Source organism: Shewanella sp. TC10 (assembly GCF_009663145.1).
Lineage (GTDB): Bacteria > Pseudomonadota > Gammaproteobacteria > Enterobacterales > Shewanellaceae > Shewanella.
On sequence record NZ_VKHR01000015.1, the window covers coordinates 1 to 23,484 of the forward strand.

At 39.9% G+C, this 23,484-nt stretch carries 16 protein-coding genes, 1 rRNA gene and 1 pseudogene; 8 read left to right on the forward strand and 10 right to left on the reverse strand.

Annotated elements, in window-relative coordinates; genetic code table 11:
• Window positions 1-110 precede the first annotated feature (110 nt).
• Window positions 111-226: ribosomal RNA gene (gene rrf / locus FNZ24_RS07215) — 5S ribosomal RNA — on the forward strand.
• Window positions 227-597: 371 nt separating this feature from the next.
• Here the strand turns inward: rrf and mutT are convergent.
• The 9 genes from mutT to nadC form a co-directional block, all read right to left on the reverse strand.
• The gene (gene mutT, locus FNZ24_RS07220) at window positions 598-993 is read right to left on the reverse strand and encodes an 8-oxo-dGTP diphosphatase MutT (protein ID WP_153913814.1); all 396 of its coding nucleotides are present in this window, start codon (window positions 991-993) and stop codon (window positions 598-600) included.
• 15 nt (window positions 994-1,008) lie between these two features.
• Window positions 1,009-1,218: a DNA gyrase inhibitor YacG gene (yacG, locus tag FNZ24_RS07225; protein ID WP_153913815.1), complete on the reverse strand. Its 210-nt coding sequence runs from the start codon at window positions 1,216-1,218 to the stop codon at window positions 1,009-1,011.
• 40 nt (window positions 1,219-1,258) lie between these two features.
• On the reverse strand, window positions 1,259-1,996 hold the full coding sequence (zapD, locus tag FNZ24_RS07230) for a cell division protein ZapD (RefSeq protein WP_153913816.1): 738 nt from the start codon (window positions 1,994-1,996) through the stop codon (window positions 1,259-1,261).
• A 9-nt stretch (window positions 1,997-2,005) separates the two neighbouring features.
• On the reverse strand, window positions 2,006-2,611 hold the full coding sequence (coaE, locus tag FNZ24_RS07235; protein WP_153913817.1) for a dephospho-CoA kinase: 606 nt from the start codon (window positions 2,609-2,611) through the stop codon (window positions 2,006-2,008).
• A 15-nt stretch (window positions 2,612-2,626) separates the two neighbouring features.
• Window positions 2,627-3,553 carry a prepilin peptidase gene (locus FNZ24_RS07240; RefSeq protein WP_153913818.1) on the reverse strand — a complete coding sequence of 309 codons (927 nt, stop codon included), beginning with the start codon at window positions 3,551-3,553 and terminating at the stop codon, window positions 2,627-2,629.
• A gap of 35 nt (window positions 3,554-3,588) precedes the next feature.
• Window positions 3,589-4,863, reverse strand: a complete 1,275-nt coding sequence (locus FNZ24_RS07245; RefSeq protein WP_153913819.1) for a type II secretion system F family protein — start codon at window positions 4,861-4,863, stop codon at window positions 3,589-3,591.
• Window positions 4,864-4,921: 58 nt separating this feature from the next.
• Window positions 4,922-6,631 carry a type IV-A pilus assembly ATPase PilB gene (gene pilB, locus FNZ24_RS07250; RefSeq protein ID WP_153913870.1) on the reverse strand — a complete coding sequence of 570 codons (1,710 nt, stop codon included), beginning with the start codon at window positions 6,629-6,631 and terminating at the stop codon, window positions 4,922-4,924.
• Between the two features lie 113 nt (window positions 6,632-6,744).
• Window positions 6,745-7,188: a pilin gene (locus FNZ24_RS07255; protein WP_324187468.1), complete on the reverse strand. Its 444-nt coding sequence runs from the start codon at window positions 7,186-7,188 to the stop codon at window positions 6,745-6,747.
• 1,241 nt (window positions 7,189-8,429) lie between these two features.
• Window positions 8,430-9,308 carry a carboxylating nicotinate-nucleotide diphosphorylase gene (nadC, locus tag FNZ24_RS07260; RefSeq protein WP_153913820.1) on the reverse strand — a complete coding sequence of 293 codons (879 nt, stop codon included), beginning with the start codon at window positions 9,306-9,308 and terminating at the stop codon, window positions 8,430-8,432.
• 227 nt (window positions 9,309-9,535) lie between these two features.
• Between nadC and ampD the strand changes: the two genes are divergently transcribed.
• Window positions 9,536-10,072, forward strand: a complete 537-nt coding sequence (gene ampD, locus FNZ24_RS07265; RefSeq protein ID WP_228768410.1) for a 1,6-anhydro-N-acetylmuramyl-L-alanine amidase AmpD — start codon at window positions 9,536-9,538, stop codon at window positions 10,070-10,072.
• A gap of 125 nt (window positions 10,073-10,197) precedes the next feature.
• Window positions 10,198-11,049, forward strand: a complete 852-nt coding sequence (gene ampE / locus FNZ24_RS07270; protein WP_153913822.1) for a beta-lactamase regulator AmpE — start codon at window positions 10,198-10,200, stop codon at window positions 11,047-11,049.
• Here the strand turns inward: ampE and FNZ24_RS21950 are convergent.
• Window positions 11,046-11,294: pseudogene (locus FNZ24_RS21950) on the reverse strand (hypothetical protein). The gene ampE and the pseudogene FNZ24_RS21950 overlap by 4 nt on opposite strands.
• A 419-nt stretch (window positions 11,295-11,713) precedes the next feature.
• On the opposite strand from FNZ24_RS21950, the gene pdhR reads away from it, so the two are divergent.
• The 5 genes from pdhR (at window position 11,714) to FNZ24_RS07295 (ending at window position 23,401) form a co-directional block, all read left to right on the forward strand.
• Entirely contained in the window at window positions 11,714-12,466 is a 753-nt protein-coding gene (pdhR, locus tag FNZ24_RS07275; protein WP_153913823.1) for a pyruvate dehydrogenase complex transcriptional repressor PdhR, read from the forward strand.
• A gap of 75 nt (window positions 12,467-12,541) precedes the next feature.
• Window positions 12,542-15,205, forward strand: coding sequence for a pyruvate dehydrogenase (acetyl-transferring), homodimeric type (gene aceE, locus FNZ24_RS07280; protein WP_153913824.1), 2,664 nt, complete (start codon window positions 12,542-12,544; stop codon window positions 15,203-15,205).
• Between the two features lie 11 nt (window positions 15,206-15,216).
• A complete protein-coding gene (aceF, locus tag FNZ24_RS07285) occupies window positions 15,217-17,157 on the forward strand; it encodes a dihydrolipoyllysine-residue acetyltransferase (protein ID WP_153913825.1) in 1,941 nt (646 codons plus the stop codon).
• A 156-nt stretch (window positions 17,158-17,313) separates the two neighbouring features.
• Window positions 17,314-18,741, forward strand: a complete 1,428-nt coding sequence (gene lpdA / locus FNZ24_RS07290; RefSeq protein WP_153913826.1) for a dihydrolipoyl dehydrogenase — start codon at window positions 17,314-17,316, stop codon at window positions 18,739-18,741.
• Between the two features lie 196 nt (window positions 18,742-18,937).
• The gene (locus tag FNZ24_RS07295; protein ID WP_153913827.1) at window positions 18,938-23,401 is read left to right on the forward strand and encodes an EAL domain-containing protein; all 4,464 of its coding nucleotides are present in this window, start codon (window positions 18,938-18,940) and stop codon (window positions 23,399-23,401) included.
• The last annotated feature ends 83 nt before the right edge of the window (window positions 23,402-23,484 follow it).

Genomic DNA, 23,484 nt, shown 5'->3' on the forward strand with positions numbered 1-23,484 from the left:
GTCATAAAATGCTCCTGCATTGATGACATCAAGTACATCCATGTACTCGAAACTCAAAGAACAGCTTTCCGAATTTMGTTAATTGCGACAGCGATTAACACCCGAATTTGCTTGGTGACAATAGCATTGTGGTCCCACCTGATCCCATCCCGAACTCAGTAGTGAAACGCAATAGCGCCGATGATAGTGTGGGGTCTCCCCATGTGAAAGTAGGTCATTGCCAAGCGCCTAATTTCTCTTTTAAGAGAGCAGATAGCCCGTTACTGATGTAGCGGGCTTTTTTGTGTTTGTTATTTGAGCGAGCTATCTAATCTAGCAGCTTATTGAATAGATAGTGCAGACGATATGCCCATGTAAAAGCAGGTTATTGCCAAGTGCCAAATTTCACTTAATTGAGAGCAGATAGCCCGTTACTTACGTATCGGACTTTTTTGTGTCTTTACTTAGGTACAAATACGAATAAGGATAAATCGCTAATTAACTTCTATCACTAAGGCTACAGAGGTTATCGATATCGGTTATAGCAGAGGGGCTGGATGAACAATAGCTTAGTGATGAATGTAAATTTCACCACTTGATTGATAGAATATCTCGATATCAAAGGTTAAGCTGTCTTATCTTATCTAAGATAGGTAAGTTAGCTTCTGGGAAGTCAAAGAGTTCTAACTCCTCACTATTGACCCATTGTACTTTTTGTCCTTCTAAACCTTGCCCTGCACCTTTAAATTGTTTAACAAGGTGAATATCTAGTAAAACATGCTTATCAGGGTAATTATGAGAGATATCCATGAATGCTTCTGTTGAAGCTACATCTAAGTTAACTTCTTCTTTAAGCTCTCTAATAAGCGCTTGTGTGACTGTTTCACCTTTTTCCACTTTACCACCAGGAAACTCCCATTTACCGCCTTGGTGAAGATGCTCTGGACGCTTTGCTAATAAAATTTGTTGTTCAGTATTTATTATGATGCCAACTGCCACATGTATTCTTTTCATTTATAAGTACCAATTCTAGTGTTTAAAAAAGTCGCCTTCATCAAAACCTTCAGTATCTAAGGTTTCATGATCAAACTCTGGCTTAACTGGAATGGTGTGCTTTTCACTTGCCCAATCACCTAAATCAATCATTTTGCAGCGTTCACTACAAAAAGGTTTGAATTTTGATTCTTGCTCCCAAATTACTTCAGCTTGGCAAATCGGACATTTTACAGAAATAGGCATAAATGATCTCACTAATAAATATAGAGTGATCCTAAAGAATTTAGTTACAAGTAGCTAGCTTGAATTTGACTAATTTATCAGTATGTTTTTGATTTTCGAAATCGACAAAGTGGATTGCATATCTATTTTTATGGCCGCTAATAGTTGGGTAGCAATATTGAGTGTGCTCGATTTGAACTCTAATTAAAGATAAGGTTTGCGGACTATTACCTTGATAAAACCCTTGGTGAGCTTCTGTGCTTCTAAATTCTGCAGTACTTCTAGTGAGTTCTAGTAAAAGTTTAATGGGCTTAAGAATAGGCAAAAAATTATCAAGCCAAGATCTTAAATCTTCCTGTCTTTTATCCCAGGGTTTGGCTAGCCAAAAGTGTAGTTGTGGTAAATCAAAGTTACAACAGGCACCAGGCATGCCAAATCTTTGTTTTAAAGCAGCAATAAATCGATCTTGTTTTAAGTGGCAACCAATTCTTTCATTAGTTTGCAAAGGGCCTTTAGAGGCGTGAAGTTGATCTATTATGTTTTGTATTTGTGGTTTATCAACATGAGGCAAAGCATGCCATTTTGTTAAAACGATTAGTTGTTTTTCTATATCTTTGAGAATATCAGAGCGGTAATCGCACCTATCTGTTAATTCTGCTAATGAGAAAAGGGGATAAAAACAGTGGTGTTGATTGTCAATTTCTGTATGGTGATTTAATTGATCCGCTAAATATTCTAGGCGTAGATAGCTTCTAGTTTTTTCATTTAACGGTTGTTCGTATATTAAATCGTTATTCATTGTTTTTATCTATGCTGATGAAGCTTGAGCTAAATATTTCAAATGTAATAACTGAACAGTGTTTCGTAATTCTTCGGGAGACTGAGTATTGTCGATGACATTATCAGCCTGTTTAAGTCTTAATTCTCTACTCATCTGTCGGTTAAGAATCTTCTTAACTTCAGTTGAATTTACCCCATCTCGCTTTGCTGTTCTAGCTATCTGTTCGTGTGGTGGAATATCCACCACTAAAGTCGTATTGACTAAACTATCTAACCCATTCTCAAATAGCAAGGGAACAATCATAATTACATAAGGAGACGTAGCATTTTCTACTGCATTGAGCATATGACTTCTTATTAGAGGATGTAGCAGATTATTTAACCATTGCCTTTCAGTTTCATTGTTAAATATCTTAATGCGTAGTTTTGCTCTATCTAAGGAGCCGCTGTCATCAATGACTTCAGAGCCAAAGTGTGAGGTTATTTTTTTAAACCCATCAGTGCCTTTTTCTACTACTTCGCGGGCTATAACATCTGCATCGACTAGTTCAATTCCTAGATCAAAAAATTGATTCGCGATAGTTGTTTTCCCCGAACCAATTCCGCCTGTTAGACCCACAATAAAGTCTGCCATAGGTTACTCCAAACCCTAAAGAGTACCTAAATACCAATTAATGATATCTTGACCCCAGACAAGCGCAACCCAGCCGGCAATGGCTATGTATGGGCCAAAAGGAATAGGGTTTTCTCTGGTTAGTTTTTTAGTGAGCATCATAGATATACCAATGATTGCGCCAACTAATGATGAAAGGAGAATAATTAAAGGTAGAAATTGCCAGCCTAACCAAGCACCAAATACGGCAAGTAATTTAAAGTCACCATAGCCCATACCTTCTTTGCCTGTTGCTAGTTTAAATAGCCAAAAAACAGACCAAAGACTCAGGTAACCTGCAGCAGCACCAATAACTGCATCTGTTGGGCTAGCATAAACGCCTTTAAGGTTAATAATTAGTCCTAACCATAAAATAGGCAGGGTTAGTTGATCAGGCAGCAGCATTTCATCTAAATCAATACCAGTTAATGCAACTAAGACAAAGGTTAGAATTGATGCATATAAAAACTGCCAAGTTGGGCCAAAGTGCCAAGCGAGTGTTGCTACTAAAAGACCCGTTATTAATTCAAATACTGGATATCTTGCGCTGATCGATGTCTTACAATTGGCACATTTACCACCGATCATTAACCAACCTAAAATCGGTATATTATGCCAAGGCTTAATATCTGCTTTACATTTAGGGCAAGCAGAACCTGGAACAACTAGGTTATATTTTTCAGGGTATTGATCTATGGGCTTATTTAGCCTTTTCTCGCCCACTTCTTTGACGATATCAGGGTGATACTCAGATAAATAATAATTACACTCACTTTGCCATTCACGTTTCATCATCACCGGAAAGCGGTGAATGACAACGTTTAGAAAGCTGCCAATGGTGGCAGCAAAAATAAAGCTGATTGAAATAAAGAGCCAAGGAGATTGGCTCATAGAGCTTATAAAACTATTAATAAAATCATTCATAATTATTATTCTTATTTTTTATTAATTATTATCTGTTAACCGACAACATTGCCCATTTCAAAGATTGGTAAATACATACCGATAATTAATCCACCAACAATGGTACCAATAACTACCATCATAATCGGTTCAATCAAGCTAGATAAACCATCGACTGCATCATCAACCTGCATTTCATAAATATTGGCAACTTTATTAAGCATATCATCTAGTCCGCCCGACTCTTCGCCAATCATTACCATTTGAATCAGCATATCTGGAAACAAGCCAGTTGTGCGCATAGCAACATTCATCTGCATGCCTGACATAACTTCTTGTCGTACTTTTAATAATGCTTTCTTATATACGGCGTTACCAGAAGCCCCTGCTGCAGATTCTAAACCATCAATCAATGGAACACCGGCCGAGAAGGTGGTAGCCAAAGTTCGTGCAAACCTTGACATAGCAGCTTTATGTAAAATGTTACCAATCGCAGGTATTTTAAGTAGAGCTTCATCGACTCTATCACGAAAGGCTTGTGAGTTTCTGTGTGCGCGCCTAAACAAAAATATTCCTATTACTATGGCTATTGCAAAATAATACCAAGAACTTTGTAGCCACTCCGAAATACTAATAATCAATTGTGTAAATGCAGGTAATTCAGCGCCAAATCCATTAAAAATTTCTTCAAATTGCGGTACGACAAACAATAACAGCAATACAGTAACTGCAATAGCAACCACGACAACTGCAGCAGGATAGAACATGGCTTTTTTAATTTTGGATTTAAGTGCTTCGGCTTTTTCTCTGTAAGTAGCAATACGATCAAATACAGCATCCAAAGAACCTGAATGTTCACCAGCAGCAACTAAATCTACATATAGGTCATCAAAATATTGCCTATGTGGCCTTAAGGCATCAGATAGCGGGATACCTGATTGAACATCTGAAAGGATAGTACTCAGCAACTCTCTAACTTTGGCTTTTTCATGGCCTTTGCCTAAGAGTTCTATCGTTGTTACTAAAGGTACGCCAGCAGACAGCATTGTTGATATTTGACGCGTAATCATCGCAATATCCATTGCAGTGATTTTCTTTTCCGACTTGAACAAAGGGGTTGCTTTTTTGCGCACTCCCTTGGGAGTCACGCCTTGTGCTTTTAATACACTTCGGATCTCGGCAATCGACGCACCACGGAGTTCACCTGAAGTGCGTTGACCGTCTCTATTGACGCCCTTCCACTCAAAGGTAAAAGTTTTTGGTTGGTGTTTCGTATCTTTTTTAGATTTTTTGTTTATTGATGGTTTTCTTCTTGCTGATGCTGTTGCCATAAAGCAAATCCCTTTTTATTTATTATGTGCAATGCTGATGATGAAAAGAGCATCCAAACTAACTAAAACTAGTTACCCGGTTTACCTCAGCGATGCTGGTAATTCCTTTGGTGACTTTTAATAATCCAGATAAGCGTAAATCCCTCATTCCACTAGCTTCTGCTTGTTTTGCTATTTGTAAGGAGTTGCCGCCTTCCATAATTGTTCTTGCAATCTCATCGGTCATTTTCATCACTTCGTAAATCCCGACACGTCCCTTGTAGCCACCTGAACAATGGTCGCAACCAATAGGTTTAAAGACAGTAAAACCGTTAGAGATTGAGTTTTCAGTAAAACCTAAGCGCTGAAGTTCTTCTACAGGCACATCTTCAGGCGCTTTACATTCTGGGCATAAACGCCTTGCTAAGCGCTGTGCGATAATCAGGTTAACGGAGCTGGCAATATTATAACCAGGCACTCCCATATTGATTAAACGTGTTAATGTTTCTGCGGCTGAGTTTGTATGCAGAGTTGATAATACCAAGTGGCCAGTTTGTGCTGCTTTAATGGCGATTTCTGCCGTTTCTAAATCACGAATTTCACCCACCATCACCACATCTGGATCTTGACGTAAAAATGAACGAAGCGCCGAAGCAAAGGTTAAACCGGCTTTTAAATTAATGTGTACTTGGTTTACGCCCTCTAAGTTAATTTCAACAGGATCTTCTGCGGTGGATATATTACGCTCTTCGGTGTTAAGAATATTAAGGCCAGTATAAAGGGATACGGTTTTACCAGAGCCGGTTGGCCCTGTTACAAGGATCATTCCTTGAGGTTTGGCGAGCATTTCTTCATAAAGTAATCGCTGATCATCTTCATAACCTAGCTTTTCAATACCCAGTTGAGCTGACGATGAGTCTAAAATACGCATTACAATTTTTTCGCCCCAAATAGTGGGCAAAGTACTGACACGGAAATCGATAGATTTAGTACGTGACAGTTTCATTTTAATCCGGCCATCTTGCGGCACACGCCGTTCAGCGATATCAAGTTTCGACATCACTTTTAAGCGGGCAGAAATCCGGCTTGAAAGGTTAACAGGGGGTTCAGAAACCTCATGTAAGATACCATCAATACGAAAGCGAATACGGTAACGTTTCTCGTAAGGTTCAAAATGTAAATCTGACGCTCCTTTTCTGATGGCGTCGGTCAGAATTTTGTTGATATATATGACAATGGGGGCATCATCGCTACTTTCAGCTTGCTCTTCTTCGCGCTTGTCAGTGTCTGTAACCTCAATACCCGCAAGAGCTTCTTCATCCATACCATCAAGACCTAAGCCTGAAATGTCGTCTTCAAGTACTTTTTCTAGAATGGCATTCAGCTTGTCATCTTCTACAATAATCGCTTCGGCGTGAAGCCCAAGGCTAAATTGAAAGTCTTCTAAAGCTGCAATATTCGTAGGGTCTGATGTAGCAATGTAAAGTCGATTGCTGCGCTTAAATAAGGGGAGGCAACTATGGTTAGCAATTAGCTTTTTATTGAGGATTTCTTCAGGAATATTGGAAACATCAAATTCTGATAGATCTAATAAAGGTGTGCCATATTCCTCATAGCACAGCTCCGCAATTTCTCTTGAAGTGAGTAGTTTGGATTGGATAATCGCTGTAACTAGTGAGGTTTTAGATTTCCTTGATTGGGCAATAACTAAAGCAATTTGCTCTTCTGTTAGCAAATTTTTTCGAATAAATAAGGTAGAAAGACCTAAATTTAACCCCGATGATGGCATATTTTTTGGCTCAGCTAACATAATGATATATTTGATTATGGCACAATAAAGACTGTCTTCCAAAGACAAAAAAAGGCAGCATATAGCTGCCTTTAAGCATGATTACTTTGCGACTAAGGAGCAACAGCTGCGCCACAGCTTCCAGGTCTAAATTTGGCTTCTAAATCTGTTGTACAACCCCAAACGCCTTCAGCAGTTCTTGTTAGTGTAAGCTTTTTACCTTTAAACTTATCCGCATTACCACCAACCGCAGTACATTCGATAACAGTTGTTCCTGTTAACGCTATGTCACAATAAGTGCCACCTGTAGCTGTTTGACCGATGTAACCTGCGTCAGTAGCAGTCACTGAAGGTGCTTTCCCTTCGTTGACTGCGATTTCAAATGCAGATTTTAATCCCGAAATTTCAGAGTAAGCAGATCCAGCTTGTGACTTAACTGTGTAATCTTGGTAAGCAGGCAATGCGATTGCTGCAAGAATACCGATGATCGCTACTACGATCATTAATTCAATAAGAGTAAAACCCTTAGCGTTTTTGATTTGGTTAATGCTTTTCATTTTTTATCTCTCTCTTTTGTGATGCTTTAGTGTTGCTTCGGGTTTGTTCTTATCCTTGAAACTTAATATTATTAAAGGCCCTTAATAATGTTAAGTGGTGTCCTATCACCACAATCCTTCCGACATTAGTAAACTAGTGTGTTCTTATTAAAATGGTTAATGCTGCCAGTTTGCGTTCTGAAATAACTCACCATTTCTGGATAATATATCAGCCTCACTGTTACATTAGTGTTAAAGAATAGAGCAGTGTTCGAGTATTCGCCACTCTGTCTTCAACAACAATTAGTGAAGTAACATTGTTGTTACATCGCTAATGGAGTGCTGGGTTCAAAGTTCACATTTGAAAACAGCTTATCAAAGCAATCGACTGTTACACTCATAACACTTTGAAAAGCAATTTGTTAAATGCTGAGTTTGAACTTTAACTCACCTGTAGTGAACGTTATTATAAAGTTACCAAAAAGGGAATACTTTATCGGGTTAAAGTGTGAAAAAAAGGCTTTTTGATAGGTTTTTAACGTTTAGTGGGGAGTGTTTGTTAACATTTTTATGACAGGTTTGCGGTGTATTGAATAATAATTGACTGTCAGAATGAAAAGTCAAAATTCTGGCTGTTAAAAATAGATGAAAATTTGATGAATATATAGAAATTAGTATTATATATATGAGCATGAATTAATGGTATGACCTCTTAGGTTATTTCATTTGGGGCTTGGCTTTATTTGATGGCAATTATTAGTCAGCTCAAAGATTAGTCTGCTCAAAAAATTGCTCTTATTACGTGCTATTGGTTTTTAATTTAATTATTCATTTTCTCTATATAAATGTAGTAGATTTTATTTTTCAATTAAGTCACTTTTCAATTGAGTCATTCTTAATAAGAAATTTTGAGTTAGAGGCTTTAGATAAGAGATTTTAGATAGGTGGTTTCGGTTAGGTTGCTTTCTGATAACTCGCTTTGAGATTAATGATTAAAAGCCTGTGCAATACAGGCTTTAGTTTGAGAGTGAAATTGTCTTCAGTTTTATTGCTAAAAGCACTTGCTTGCGAAGCTATTGGCTTTCAATTCACCCGCTCATGCATTGGTTCATTGACGAGCTCTTGACTCGGACTCCTGAATACAATTTCAGCACTAAATTTCAGGGACAAAACTTCAGTCACTAAATTTCAGCACTAAATGTCAGTCATTAAATTCAGAGACTAATTTTCAGTAACTCATTATTTCAGAGACAAGTCAGGCGCTAAGATTTCAGACGTAATGATAAATCGAGTGCTTTAACATGCTTAGTTAGCGCTCCTACTGATATGTAATCCACACCAGTTTTAGCAAAATCTGCGATGGCATCTATGGTTACATTGCCAGATACTTCTAACTTAGCCCCTTTGCCTTGTTCTTTTAATTGATTATTTAAGCTTACGGCTTCAATCATCATGGTGACATCAAAGTTATCTAGCATAATAATGTCAGAGCCCGCTTCAAGTGCTTCAGTCAGCTCGGCAATTGATTCGACTTCCACTTCGACTGGTTTTTCATTATCGAGCTCTCGAGCGGCTTTAATCGCTAAATCAATATTGCCGCAGGCCATGATATGGTTTTCTTTAATTAAGAAGGCATCAAATAATCCAATACGGTGATTCTTGCCGCCGCCGCAAGTTACTGCATATTTTTGCGCAGTACGCAGGCCTGGGATAGTTTTTCGAGTGTCTAGCAAACGAGTGTGAGTGCCTGCTAGTTTATCAACATAGTGTTTGGTTAAGCTGGCAACACCAGATAAGGTTTGAATGAAGTTCATTGCCGTTCGCTCGCCAGTTAAAATAGCTCGAGCTGGACCTGATAGTTCACATAATACTTGGTTAGGAACAAGTAAGTCGCCGTCATCCACATGCCAATGTAAGGCTACTTCACCACCTAATTGATTAAAGACTTGTTCAGCCCAAGCTTTGCCACAAAAGACACCTTCTTCTCGGGTGATAAGCTCGGCTTCTGCATACTTATCAGCAGGAATGAGTTGAGCTGTAATATCTGCAGCTAAGATATCTTGGGGAGTGTTTGAAGGGGTATGCCCTAAATCTTCATCAAGTGCGGTTTTTACGGCGTGACGGATGTCATTTTCAATCATGAGATATGTCCTTGCTATAACAGCGACATCAAGCTGGTGAGGAAAATTTGCGACCAGCTGATTATAAAACAGGTATTTCGCCAACTTTACCACAGTTGTTATTTTAAAATATAGCGCTGGATTGATACATTTTACTGGTATATTGAACGTGTTTTGATGGAGTAATATTGTTTGTCCATTATATCTTTTTGACTAATTGGCTATTTATTAACATTATGAAGAATAAGATGAAAGATGGTTGGCATCAAACTGCCCGAATATGTAAGTCGCCACATTTTAATCAGCGGCCATTAAATGAAGTCAGCGGTTTGGTTATTCACAATATTAGTTTACCAGCAGGCTGCTATGGTTTGCCCCATATTGATGGTTTGTTTCAAGGCTGTTTAGATGCAACGGCTGATGCAAGTTTTAGGGAGTTAGTAGGACTGGAAGTATCGGCACACTTTTTAATTCGCCGTGATGGTGAGCTTGTACAATATGTCAGTTGTGATGATAGAGCTTGGCATGCTGGTGTTTCTACATTAAATGGCCGTGAGAACTGTAATGATTTTACGATTGGTATCGAACTTGAAGGGACTGATACAGACCCGTATGCTAATGAGCAATATCAAGTTTTAGCTCAATTAACCTTGGAGTTATTTAATGAATATCCTATGCTTAAGCAGAGCAAAATTGTAGGGCATTGTGATATCGCGCCAGGGAGAAAAACTGATCCTGGAGACAGTTTTGACTGGCAGCGTTATTTTGGTTTATTAGTCGAATAATTACTTTCAACGAGTTCATTTATCAGCTAACTCTATAAACTTAAACAGGCTGGTTGATAAGTTTGAAGTTGACTGATGCAGAAAAGTTTTTAGCTTTCACTTCTTAGGCAGTAAACAGGAGTCTCATGGCACTATTTTCTTTATTAATTGCGATTATGGTTGAGCGACTTAAATTGTTACCCGCAAGCTGGCAATTTGACTCTATGCTCGCTAAATATCAGCAATTATTCTGGAAAGATAAAAAACTAGATTCAGCCCTAGCTGTGTCAGCCGTGGTATTAATTCCTGCCGTTATTGTTTTTCTCTTATTGTTCCTCATTGATGGTGTTTTTTATGATCTCATTACACTTTTGTTGTGGGTTACTATCTCTATTTTTTGCTTAAGCCATCAAAGCCTTAGGGCCAGCTTTAAAAAATACATGCTGGCTGCATGTCGTGGTGATGTGCAAGCGTGTTACCACTATGCTGAAAACTTGGATTGCAGCGAGTGTTTAGATGCCGTTGATGAAAACGATTTAGGCCAGCAAATAGGTAAAACAGTTGCTTGGGTTAATTATCGTTACTATGGCGCTGTGGCATTATTTTTAATTTGCTTCGGGCCAGTTGGCGCCGTGCTTTATTGTTCTGTCCGTTTTTATGATCAATATAATCAACAAAACAAATTAGAGATGCCGTTCATCAGTAAATTATTATTTTTACTCGATTGGTTGCCAAGTCGAGTATTTAGTTTTGGCTTTGTATTGAGTGGCCATTTTGCAGCAGGGATTTCTGAATGGAGAAAGCAGTCATTCAGTGCCAGTAATAAAGCAAAGAATATTGTCACCTATACAGCTCTAGCTGCAGAAACAATTCCAGAGTCAACTTCAGCGCCTGTGTGTGTGCAACCAACATTAGCCTTACTGGCTCTGAGTAAGCGTAATTTTATCCTTTTACTTACTGTTTTATCAGTCCTGACTATCTTTGGCCTAGTGAGTTAGGTTTCAGTTAGCGCTTCGATAATCGTTAAGGTAATAAAGTGATTAATATTAGGGCCTGTTGATCTTTCGAGGTTGTTTTTGCAGCGAATTGTTGGCCATTTGTACAAGGCAGAGACTTTGTGGTGTAGTTATTCTACATAAAAAGTCGATAACGCAGTAAAAATGACCAACAAACGCTGCCCGAAGGGTTCGACTAAAAGCGTTTTACTCTTTGTTGAATGAACTTTGCTTAGATGACTAGGCATCAATTCATTCGCCTCGATTAAAACGCTTTTATTTCGAACAAAATTTAACCAGTAAAGAACAACAGGCCCTAATTAATGTATAACTAATATTAATTTAAAATAGAAAAACAGTTTTTATTTTTTAGCCATTCAAGCCTTGTATTTACTGCTAATGTTTAACAGGAAAATATGGCGAATTAAGTGGCAGTAATTAGGTTTACTTGATTCGCAACCCTTCAGTGGTCGCGTTTAGTAAATGGTCAGACCCCTTTGAAGGTTTTTTTCGTTATGCTCTTATTCGTTTGAGAGTGGGAGCGTTTTAAACCTTCAGCTAACATCCATTCAACACTAGCCTAACTAGACATCAAATGTTTGATTTGATAAAGTGCGCTATCTCATATAAATTGGTAAGACCAATTGACAACGGAGCTGAGGGCCAAATGGCTTATAGCAAAATAACCCAGCCAAAAATTTCAGATGTGATCATGGAACAATTAGAGCGCATGATCCTTGAAGGTAGTTTACAGCCTGGCCAGAAGTTACCGCCAGAGCGTGAACTCGCATTGCAGTTTGAAGTGTCGCGTCCTTCACTGCGTGAAGCTATTCAAAAATTGGAAGCCAAAGGGCTGCTAATGCGCCGCCAAGGTGGTGGTACATATGTAAAAGAACAACTATGGCAAAGCCTAGCTGATCCTATTGTTGAATTGATGCATAACGATTCAGAAAGTCAGTACGACTTACTTGAGTTCCGTCATGCGACAGAAGGAATGATGGCTTACTTTGCTGCGCTTCGTGGAAATGACGCCGACATGCAAAGCATCAAGCGTTCTATTAATGAAGTTGAAGCTGCTGTAAATGTGGAAGCACAAGCAGATGCCATTGTACGTTTTTATCGTGCAGTCGCTGAAGCCTCTCACAACGTAGCAATGTTACACCTAGTACTTAGTTTAACCCCTGTGTTACACAAAAACGTAGCACAGAACTTAGAGCTTCTAAGCCGTCGCGAAGAAGCATCTACAATGGCGAATGAGCACAGACGAGCATTACTCGCTGCCATCGTTCGCCGCGACCCTGATGCGGCACGTGAAGCCTCGAATGAACATTTAAGTTATATCGAGGAAGTTATGTTGTCTGTGAGGGAAGAAGACAGTCGGTTGCAGCGTAGCTTGCGCCGTTTAAAGAGCGGTGTTTGATACAAATTATAGTGAAACCTCATTATAAATTGACCGAAACACATTAATTATCAGTATCTAGAGAAGGACAGCGACATGTCTGAAGATATGCTACAAGACTTAGATCCATTAGAAACTCAAGAGTGGGTAGATTCACTGCAAGCGGTATTAGAGCAAGAAGGCCCTGAACGTGCGCATTATCTACTTGAACAATTAATCGATAAAGCTCGCCGCAATGGTACCCATCTACCATATAAAGCGACTACCGCTTATTTGAATACGATTCCTTCTGGCCAAGAGCCACATATGCCTGGCGATCAGGAAATGGAGCGTCGCATTCGTGCAATCGTTCGTTGGAATGCCCTTGCAATGGTATTACGTGGTTCTAAGAAAGATTTAGAGCTAGGTGGTCACATTTCAAGTTTTGCTTCTAGTGCGACTATTTATGACGTGTGTTTTAACCACTTCTTCCGCGCACCGAATGAAAAAGATGGTGGCGATTTAGTTTATTACCAAGGACATATTGCGCCAGGTATTTACTCTCGCTCTTTCTTAGAAGGTCGTATTAGCGAAGATCAAATGAACGGTTTCCGTCAAGAAGTTGATGGCAAAGGTTTATCTTCGTACCCGCATCCTAAATTAATGCCTGATTACTGGCAGTTCCCGACAGTATCTATGGGTCTTGGTCCGATTCAAGCAATTTACCAAGCACGTTTCCTTAAGTACCTTACTGACCGTGGCTTAAAAGATTGTTCAGAGCAAACTGTTTACTGTTTCTTAGGTGATGGTGAGTGTGATGAGCCTGAAACATTAGGTGCTATCGGTCTTGCAGCTCGTGAAGAGTTAGATAACTTAGTGTTTATCGTTAACTGTAACTTACAACGCCTTGATGGTCCTGTTCGTGGTAACGGTAAGATCATTCAAGAGTTAGAAGGTGAATTCCGCGGCGCTGGTTGGGAAGCGGTTAAAGTCATTTGGGGTCGCTACTGGGATCCATTACTTGCACGTGATACTAGCGGTAAATTACTACAGTTAATGGAAGAAACCGTCGACGGTGAATATCAGAACTGTAAAGCTAAAGGTGGCGCGTACACTCGTGAGCACTTCTTTGGCAAATACCCTGAAACTGCCGAAATGGTTGCTAACATGTCAGACGATGACATTTGGCGTCTAAACCGTGGTGGTCATGATCCAGTTAAGATCTATGCAGCGTTACAACATGCTAAAAACACCAAAGGTCGTCCAACAGTAATCCTTGCTAAAACAGTAAAAGGTTATGGTATGGGTGATGCGGGTGAAGGTAAAAACATCGCACATAACGTGAAGAAAATGGGCGTTGAGTCGCTTAAATACTTCCGCGATCGTTTCAATATCCCAATTAGCGATGATCAGTTAGAAGATATTCCTTACTATCATCCTGGTGCTGACTCAGAAGAAGTTAAGTACCTTAAAGCACGCCGTGAAACTCTACATGGTGCTATGCCAAAACGTCTTGAGAAATTCTCACAAGATATCGAAGTACCATCATTGAAGATTTTTGACTCAGTACTGAAAGGTTCTAACGGGCGTCAAATCTCAAGCACGATGTCGTTTGTTCGTATCTTAACTGCATTGTTGAAAGACAAAAAAATCGGTAAGCAAATCGTACCGATTATTCCTGATGAAGCGCGTACCTTTGGTATGGAAGGTTTATTCCGCCAAGTGGGTATTTACGCACATGAAGGACAAAAGTACGAACCACAAGATTCAGATCAAGTTGCATACTACCGTGAAGATAAAACTGGCCAAGTATTGCAAGAAGGTATCAACGAGTTAGGTGCAATGTCATCTTGGGTTGCTGCGGCAACGAGTTACTCGGTTAACGATACCCCGATGATCCCATTCTACATTTACTACTCAATGTTTGGTTTCCAACGTATTGGCGACATGGCTTGGGCTGCAGGTGATATGCGAGCTCGTGGCTTCATGGTCGGTGGTACTTCAGGTCGTACGACATTGAATGGTGAAGGTCTTCAGCATCAAGATGGTCACAGCCATGTATTAGCTAACACTATCCCTAACTGTATTTCTTATGATCCGACTTACGGTTACGAGATTGCAGTGATTGTTCAAGATGGTATTCGTCGCATGTATGGCGAGCAGGAAGATGTTTTCTACTACCTAACCACCATGAACGAAAACTACGAACAACTTGCTATGCCTGAAGGCAGCGAAGAAGGTATCGTTAAAGGTATCTACAAGCTAGAAACCCTTCAAGGCAGTGGTAAAGGCTCTGTCCAGTTAATGGGTAGTGGCACTATTTTAGAGCAAGTACGCAAAGCTGCTGTGGCATTATCGAAAGATTTCGGTATCACGACAGATGTATTCAGTGTGACTAGCTTTAACGAGTTAACTCGCGATGGCCAAGCTGTTGAGCGTTACAACATGCTGCACCCAACTGAAACGCCAAAAGTACCTTATATATCTGAAGTGTTATCGAAAGATGCACCGGCCATTGTCGCTACAGATTATATGAAGATTTACGGCGAGCAATTACGTGCTTACATCCCAACTGACTATAAAGTGCTAGGTACTGACGGTTTTGGTCGTTCAGACAGCCGTGAGAATTTACGTCACCACTTTGAAGTTGATGCTAAGTTCATTGTTATTGCTTCACTTAAGTCTCTTGTCGACCGTAACGAAATACCAGTTGATGTGCTAACTAAAGCAATCAAGGAATACGGTATTGACGTTGATAAGATCAACCCACAGTTCGCATAGAGAGAAACAAAATGGCTGAATTAAAAGAAGTTTTGGTTCCTGATATCGGTGGTGATGAAGTTCAGGTTATTGAAGTCTGTGTTGCAGTGGGTGATGAAATCGCTGCTGAAGACTCAATTCTTACGGTTGAAAGCGACAAAGCAACCATGGATATTCCAGCGCCGTTTGCTGGTACTGTAGCCGAGCTAAAAGTGGCTGTAGGCGATACCATCGCTGAAGGTAAGCTGATTGCCATGTTAAATGCAGCTTCTGCGGCGGCTCCTGTTGAAGCGCCACAAGCAGCAGCTCCAGCACCAGCAGCACCTGTTGTTGAGGCTCCTGTAGCGCCAGCAGCTGGTGGTACTCAAATCATTGAAGTTGCAGTACCAGATATTGGTGACGCTGAAAACGTTGATATTATTGAAGTACTGGTGAGCGTGGGTGAAACAATTGAAGCTGATACTGGCTTAATCACTTTAGAAACTGACAAAGCCACTATGGAGGTGCCTGCACCTTCTGCAGGTGTTGTGAAAGAACTTAAAGTGACTGTTGGTGATAAAGTTTCTCAAGGCTCATTAGTATTGATGCTTGAAGTCGGTTCAGTAGCTCCTGCTGCAACTGAACAAGTTGCCACTGCTCCAGTAGAAGCGCCACAAGCAGCTGCGCCTGCAACTAACACTGTTGAAGTGAAAGAAGTTGCAGTACCTGATATCGGTGATGCAGCTGATGTCGACGTTATTGAGGTTTTGGTTGCCGTTGGTGATGTGCTTGAAGTGGATACAGGGTTAATTACCCTTGAAACTGATAAAGCAACTATGGAAGTTCCAGCGCCATTTGCAGGTAAGCTTGTTAGCTTAACGGTAAATGTAGGCGATAAAGTTTCTCAAGGTAGCATCATTGCTACAGTAGAGACGACATCAACAGCTGCTCCTGTCGCTCAAGCTTCAGCTCCAGCGCCTGTTGCGAGTGCGCCTGCTCCTGTAGCTCCAGCAAAAGCTGCGCCAGTACCGCATCATCCAAGTGCGGGGAGCCAGCCTAAAACCGGTACAGTGCACGCGTCTCCAGCTGTTCGCCGCTTAGCGCGTGAATTTGGTGCTGATTTAACCTTAGTTAAAGGCACAGGCCGCAAAGGACGTATTCTTAAAGAAGACGTTCAAGCATTTATTAAGTACGAGCTTAGCCGTCCTAAAGCCTCAGCTGCAACAGCAGTTGCTGGTGGAGCGGGTGGATTGAATGTGATTGCAGCGCCAAAAGTTGATTTTAGTAAGTTTGGTGAAGTGGAAGAAATTCCATTAAGCCGTATCCAGAAAATCTCTGGCCCTAACTTACATCGCAACTGGGTCACGATTCCACATGTGACGCAATTTGACGAAGCTGACATCACTGAATTAGAAGCTTTCCGTAAAGAGCAGAATACACTTGCTGCGAAAAAGAAAGCTGATTACAAGATCACGCCACTCGTCTTTATGATGAAAGCGGTTGCTAAAGCACTAGCTGAGTTCCCTGTGTTTAACTCAAGTTTAAGTGCTGATGGCGAATCATTAATCCAGAAGAAATACTTCCACATTGGTGTTGCTGTTGATACACCAAATGGCTTGATGGTTCCTGTAGTACGTGATGTAGACAAGAAAGGCATTGTTGAGCTTTCACGCGAGCTAATGGATATTTCTGTTCGTGCTCGTGATGGCAAGCTTAAGTCTGCTGACATGCAAGGTAGCTGTTTTACTATCTCAAGTTTAGGTGGCATTGGTGGTACAGCATTTACCCCAATCGTTAACTATCCTGATGTGGCTATCTTAGGTGTGTCTAAGTCTGAAATGAAGCCTAAATGGAATGGTAGTGATTTTGAGCCTAAGCTCATGTTGCCACTATCCTTATCATACGACCATCGTGTAATCGATGGTGCAATGGCAGCACGTTTCAGCGTGACATTATCTAGCATTCTTAGCGACATCCGTACGTTAATTTTGTAAAGGAAAAGGCTGCTCATTGTGAGCAGCCTTTTTTATCTCGTCACAGGATTGTGATCAGTGTCAAACAAAGGGTAAAATGCGGCCACCTTACAAGATTTGACCACATTTTGCAGTTTGGACGGTTTTTCCGCCAACAAGAGAAAAATAGAGGAAAACATGAGTAACGAAATCAAAACTCAGGTAGTAGTACTTGGTTCAGGCCCTGCAGGCTATTCAGCAGCATTCCGAGCTGCAGATTTAGGTTTAGAAACTGTTATTGTTGAACGCTTCAGCACATTAGGTGGTGTTTGTTTGAATGTGGGTTGTATCCCGTCAAAAGCATTATTACACGTTGCTAAAGTGATTGAAGAAGCCAAAGAAGTTGCCCATCATGGCGTTGTATTTGGTGAACCAACGATTGATTTAGAAAAATTACGAGGCTTTAAAGAAAAAGTTGTTGGCCAATTAACTGGCGGATTAGGCGGAATGTCTAAAATGCGTAAAGTTGATGTGGTTAATGGCTACGGTAAATTCACTTCGCCAAACACTATTGAAGTACAAGGTGAAGACGGCGTTAAAGTGATCAACTTTGAACACGCGATTATTGCTGCTGGTTCTCGCCCAATCGAGCTACCATTTATTCCACATGAAGACCCACGTATTTGGGACTCGACTGACGCACTAGAGCTAAAAGAAGTTCCTGGTAAATTGTTAGTTATGGGTGGCGGTATTATTGGCCTAGAAATGGGTACAGTTTACTCATCAATTGGCAGTGAAATCGACGTAGTTGAAATGTTTGACCAAGTGATCCCTGCTGCTGATAAAGATATCGTTCGTATCTTCACTAAGAAGATCAAGAAGAAATTCAACTTGATGCTTGAAACTAAAGTGACTGCGGTTGAAGCAAAAGAAGACGGTATTTACGTGACAATGGAAGGCAAGAAAGCACCAGCTGAACCTATCCGTTACGACGCTGTTTTAGTCGCTATTGGTCGTACACCAAACGGCAAATCTATCGATGCTGAAAAAGCTGGTGTAAATGTTGATGAGCGTGGTTTCATTAATGTTGATAAGCAGTTACGTACTAACGTACCTAACATCTTCGCTATCGGTGATATCGTTGGTCAACCAATGCTGGCTCACAAAGGTGTGCATGAAGGCCATGTTGCTGCTGAAGTTATTTCAGGTCTTAAGCACTTCTTCGACCCTAAAGTGATCCCTTCAATTGCTTATACAGATCCAGAAGTTGCATGGGTTGGTCTAACTGAGAAAGAAGCAAAAGAGCAAGGCGTTGCTTACGAAACTGCAAGTTTCCCTTGGGCTGCTAGTGGCCGTGCTATCGCATCAGATGCAAGCGATGGTATGACTAAGTTAATCTTCGACAAAGAAACTCATCGTGTTATCGGTGGTGCTGTTGTTGGTGTTAACGGTGGCGAATTATTAGGTGAAATTGGCCTAGCAATCGAAATGGGTTGTGATGCTGAAGATTTAGCATTGACGATTCATGCTCATCCAACATTACATGAATCAGTAGGTCTTGCTGCTGAAGTTTATGAAGGTTCAATTACTGATTTGCCTAACCCAAAAGCAAAGAAGAAAAAATAACCTGTAAATAATTGTATTAAAGCACCTTTCGGGGTGCTTTTTTTTGGTCTAAATTTACATGTAAGTGATATATTTAAAATATGTATCAATAGTGATATTTTAAATGTTCATTTGTTGTAAGGCATGAAGCCTATATTTAGTTGCAAGGAAACTCCCAAACAAAACTATTCGTCATAAAAAGAGTAATTACATCGAAATGATAAAACGCGTTAAACAGTTTTTCTCTATCGTGTTTCTGGCCAGTATTTTCTGTACGCAAACTTTTGCGGTCAACGTTGTACAGCGACTTTTTGATGCCAAAGATGGACTCATTGATTACACCATTAACGATATTACTTTTGATGATTACGGATATGTATGGCTAGCCACTCAACAAGGTTTATATCGTGTCAGCAGTTCTGCAACACGTCGGATCGATCAACCAGGTAGTGCAGATGCGTTAAGTTACGAAAATATCAAATCATTAATTAAAGTTGGCAATAGCCATCTGTTACTCAAAAGTGATTTATCGCTAACCCTTTATGATATTTCAACAAACCAATTTTATAATCTGCTAATAGACTCTGTTGACAGCTTTGATAACGACCCCATTACCAGTCACACAACACTCGCCAATGATAATGTGATGCTATTAACTGAATCTGGACGGGTGATGATGTTTGATAGCACTTCACTGCAGCTAGAGTATGGCCTTGTATTGGATGAGACGTTGTCTTGGAATAGCATCAATCGTTTACAAGATAACCATTTTATATACTCCAGTACGAATAAGATTGAGCTTAGGAATGCTCAAGGCGAGTTACAATCTAGCATTGATTGGAATGTTAAAAGCACATCATTACGTGGTTTGTTTATCGACAGTAAACAGAATATATGGGCGTATACAAACAAAGGCCTATATAGCGTCGATATAAGCAATCAAGCCATTAGTAAAGTCAATATAGCTCCACTTAATATCCGTAAATTGGTTGAGGATAAACTTGGTCATTTATGGATGTCGACCACTTCAGGTCTCCTTTCTTGGCAACCTGATACCCAAGTGATTAAATCTTATAAAGATGAATTAAAACGTGATTCTGACATTGACTATATTGATGATATTGCTATCGATGAATATGGTTTAATTTGGGTCGGTGGTTCGGGTGAAGGGTTAGCTCTATTGGCACTTAAACCTGATTTTTTATTAGATTATTTCAACAAAGCATCTCAGTATAAATTGGTCAATGAAATGATTTGGAGCGTCTATGCCGAAGATGAAAAGTTGTGGCTAGGTGGTGACGGAGGGCTCAATATTGTTGATAAGCAAACTCAGGAGTCCAGCTTATATTTACCTGATGAGTTTGAAAGTAGTGATTCAGTTTATAGCCTAGAATCATTAGACAGTAAGCATATTGTATTAGCAACGACCAATGGCCTTTTTGTGTATGACAAAACGTCAAATCAAGAAGTTGATTTTTCAGCGTTAGCATCTATGAGTAACGGCTTAAGAGGCAAGCAATTATTTACTTCATATAAAGATCCACACATTGATGGGCGGATCTGGTGGGGGACATTCAATGAAGTTCATTATTGGCAACCAGGGTTAGCACAGATAGAACAATTTCCATTGTTTAAAGATGAAGAGAGGCATTCAAGAACCAGTGTTTCAAGTGTCTATCGAGATCGAAGTAATAAGCTTTGGGTCGGTGGTGACAAGTACTTAGGCTATCTGGACGAGCAAAATAACCTAGTTTCATTATCAGATATCATTGTCAGTCAATATCCCAATGCCAGCATCAATAATATTCTTCAAGTTGATGAAAACCATTTATGGCTTGGCACTTATCAAGAAGGGTTACTGTTACTTAACTTGCAAAGTTATGCCGTGTCTTCTGTCAATCACTTGTGGGGTGTTGATTGCGATACGGTTTATTTTGTCGAAAAAACAGCTCATTACAATCTTGTTGGTTGTGAAAATAGCTTAATTCGCCAAGACATAAAAACAGAAGCAATAGATATTTTTTCCGTTAATGATGGTTTTACTGCGTCCGAATTCAATGAAGCTGCCTCGTTTTATGTTCCCAATGTCGGCTTGTATATCGGCAGCCCTGATGGCGCGATGTTAGTTGATGTTGATAAATTAGAACATCGAAGTCGTAGTCAAGAAATTTCATTAGAGTCAATTTCAGTTTTCTATGAAGCAGAAACTGAGCTTTTTCTACTCGCTGATTCATTTAAAATGGTTCGCCCTGATGCTAAATTGATTAGTTTTCAAATGACGACATTTGATTACATCGATACGGCACCAATCAATATTAAATATCGATTAGTATCATCAGGCTCGGTTAACAAACCTGCTTATATTCAACTTGATGGTCAGACTCAAATTAATATTGCTGACTTAAGTGCTGGTAATTACACCCTTGAGTTATTGCATAAGAAACAGGGCGTTTGGTCAACAGAGCCGTTTCAATTTCAATTCTCGGTTAGTGAATATTGGTGGGCATCAAAATGGTTTAAAGCTCTAGTGCTGTTTAGCATCTTATTCCTCGCATTTTCATCAGTATGGCTGCGTCAAAAGCAAGTAAGAAGAGTCATTGGTATCAATACTGCTTTAAGAGAAAGCGAAGACAAGTTACGCCAGTCTTTAAGAGGCAGTGATTCGGATTTATGGGAATGGGATCGTGGCTCAAATCGTATTCATTTTGAGAACCAGTCCGGCATTTTGGGTGAGAGACGGCAGTTTTCTTATTTAATCCCTGACTTACCCATTATTGAAGATGATAGGGAGTTAGTTAATCAACAGTGGGTTGGATTACTTAAGGGTGAGCAAAATTCTGTCGATATGGAATTTCGCTATTATCGAGGCGAGAACAATATCGGTTGGTTGCGAATTCGTGGTCGAGTGGTTTCACGTGATGCAGAGTCTGGGCAACTTAATAAAGTTGCAGGTATTTATACTGAAATTTCAGAGCAGCGAGAACTGCAAAACGAAATCGACTTACTCGCCAAAGCATTTGAGAACACCTCTGAAGGAATGTTGATTCTTGATCACGATAAAAAAATCAAAGTGCTCAATAGTGCGGCAAATACATTATTACCGAGCAGCCAGAATCAGCTTATAGGCGCATCCTTCGAATCATTAATCCCTTCAAAAAATGAATCTGAAATTATTGATGATTTGTTAAAAAATGAGCGTTCTTGGAATGGAGAACTGACTTTTATTGGCGAGTCAGAACAGTATTTTCCTGTATGGGTCAATATTTCTGTGATGCTAGATAAGCAAGGTAATACCCAGCATTATGTAGTGGTCTTCTCTGATATCACAGTCCGTAAACAGAATGAATTAAACCTACGTCATCTAGCCAATAACGATATGCTAACTGGTTTAGAAAACCGCTCAATGTTCAACAGTAGGTTGAGTGTGATTACTCAGCAAGCCCAGCAAACAAATGAAAAATTAGCATTATTGTTTTTAGATTTAGATCGCTTTAAGCATGTAAATGACTCTTATGGCCATAGCATGGGTGACGCTTTGCTGGTGGAAGCTGCGAAACGATTACAGCGAAGTGTCGGTGATAATCATTTTGTGTGTCGTTTTGGTGGTGATGAGTTTGTTATTTTATTAAGACAAGCTGATGACGTAGACCAAATCAATGCGATAGCAGAAAACATTCTTAAAGAAATTTGTGCGCCATTTAGGTTATTTGGGCGGGAGTTTTTTGTATCTACCAGTATCGGCATTAGCATGTGGCCAGAAGACACACTCGACCCTGAAACCTTAATTAAAAATGCTGACTTAGCTATGTATCACGCGAAAGAAGAAGGTCGTGGTAATTTCCAATATTATTCAGCTGAACGAAATGCCGAGGCGCAATACCACTTGAGGATAGAGTCGGAGCTGCGTAAGGCTCTTGAAAACAATCAACTTGAGTTATTTTATCAGCCGCAAATCGATATCTTACAAGGTGATAAGTTTATCGGTATGGAAGCGCTTATTCGCTGGCAGCATCCACAGGATGGCTTTATTCGCCCTGATATCTTTATCAAAGTGGCAGAGTCATGTGGCTTGATTATTGATATTGATCGCTGGGTATTAAGACAAGCTTGTTTAGACGGTGCCCGTTGGAATGAATTATATGATGGACCATTTCAATTGTCGGTTAATGTATCTGCTGTGCAGTTTAGACAAACAGATTTTATTGATAGCTTAAAAGTGATTTTAGCTGATACTGGCATGCCGCCAAAATGCCTGGCTATTGAAATTACTGAAGGGGTGCTGATGAAGGAGTTGCAAATTGCTAACTCTCATTTAACTCAACTTAAAGCATTAGGGATTGAGGTAGCCATTGATGATTTCGGCACCGGTTACTCATCGTTAGCGTATTTGCGTAATTTTGAAGTAAATACCCTCAAAATTGACCGTTCATTTTTAATTGATATTGCCACTAATGAAGCGGATCAGGCGATTGTAAGCAGTATTATTGAACTGGCAAGAAACCTTAAATTACACGTTGTAGCTGAGGGTATAGAGTCTTACGAGCAAATGGAGCAAGTCTTTAGTCGTGGTTGCTATATCATCCAAGGTTATTATTTTGCTAAGCCCATGCCGCGTAAAAAGTTAGATGAATTTATTGGCCTTACTGTAAATTCAGATAACAAGGACAATGTAGGCTGTTAATTATTGGTTTGAAAGGTTTTATTAATGTTGGTTTTTCTTTGTTAGAATGGCGCCGATAATAATTTTAAGATAGGGATATTTGA

What these genes read in the sequence shown, in the direction of transcription:
- mutT (WP_153913814.1), bottom strand. Translation starts at nt 993, where the DNA reads ATGAAAAGAATACATGTGGCAGTTGGCATCATAATAAATACTGAACAA.
- yacG (WP_153913815.1), bottom strand. Translation starts at nt 1,218, where the DNA reads ATGCCTATTTCTGTAAAATGTCCGATTTGCCAAGCTGAAGTAATTTGG.
- zapD (WP_153913816.1), bottom strand. Translation starts at nt 1,996, where the DNA reads ATGAATAACGATTTAATATACGAACAACCGTTAAATGAAAAAACTAGA.
- coaE (WP_153913817.1), bottom strand. Translation starts at nt 2,611, where the DNA reads ATGGCAGACTTTATTGTGGGTCTAACAGGCGGAATTGGTTCGGGGAAA.
- FNZ24_RS07240 (WP_153913818.1), bottom strand. Translation starts at nt 3,553, where the DNA reads ATGAATGATTTTATTAATAGTTTTATAAGCTCTATGAGCCAATCTCCT.
- FNZ24_RS07245 (WP_153913819.1), bottom strand. Translation starts at nt 4,863, where the DNA reads ATGGCAACAGCATCAGCAAGAAGAAAACCATCAATAAACAAAAAATCT.
- pilB (WP_153913870.1), bottom strand. Translation starts at nt 6,631, where the DNA reads ATGCCATCATCGGGGTTAAATTTAGGTCTTTCTACCTTATTTATTCGA.
- FNZ24_RS07255 (WP_324187468.1), bottom strand. Translation starts at nt 7,188, where the DNA reads ATGAAAAGCATTAACCAAATCAAAAACGCTAAGGGTTTTACTCTTATT.
- nadC (WP_153913820.1), bottom strand. Translation starts at nt 9,308, where the DNA reads ATGATTGAAAATGACATCCGTCACGCCGTAAAAACCGCACTTGATGAA.
- ampD (WP_228768410.1), top strand. Translation starts at nt 9,536, where the DNA reads ATGAAAGATGGTTGGCATCAAACTGCCCGAATATGTAAGTCGCCACAT.
- ampE (WP_153913822.1), top strand. Translation starts at nt 10,198, where the DNA reads ATGGCACTATTTTCTTTATTAATTGCGATTATGGTTGAGCGACTTAAA.
- pdhR (WP_153913823.1), top strand. Translation starts at nt 11,714, where the DNA reads ATGGCTTATAGCAAAATAACCCAGCCAAAAATTTCAGATGTGATCATG.
- aceE (WP_153913824.1), top strand. Translation starts at nt 12,542, where the DNA reads ATGTCTGAAGATATGCTACAAGACTTAGATCCATTAGAAACTCAAGAG.
- aceF (WP_153913825.1), top strand. Translation starts at nt 15,217, where the DNA reads ATGGCTGAATTAAAAGAAGTTTTGGTTCCTGATATCGGTGGTGATGAA.
- lpdA (WP_153913826.1), top strand. Translation starts at nt 17,314, where the DNA reads ATGAGTAACGAAATCAAAACTCAGGTAGTAGTACTTGGTTCAGGCCCT.
- FNZ24_RS07295 (WP_153913827.1), top strand. Translation starts at nt 18,938, where the DNA reads ATGATAAAACGCGTTAAACAGTTTTTCTCTATCGTGTTTCTGGCCAGT.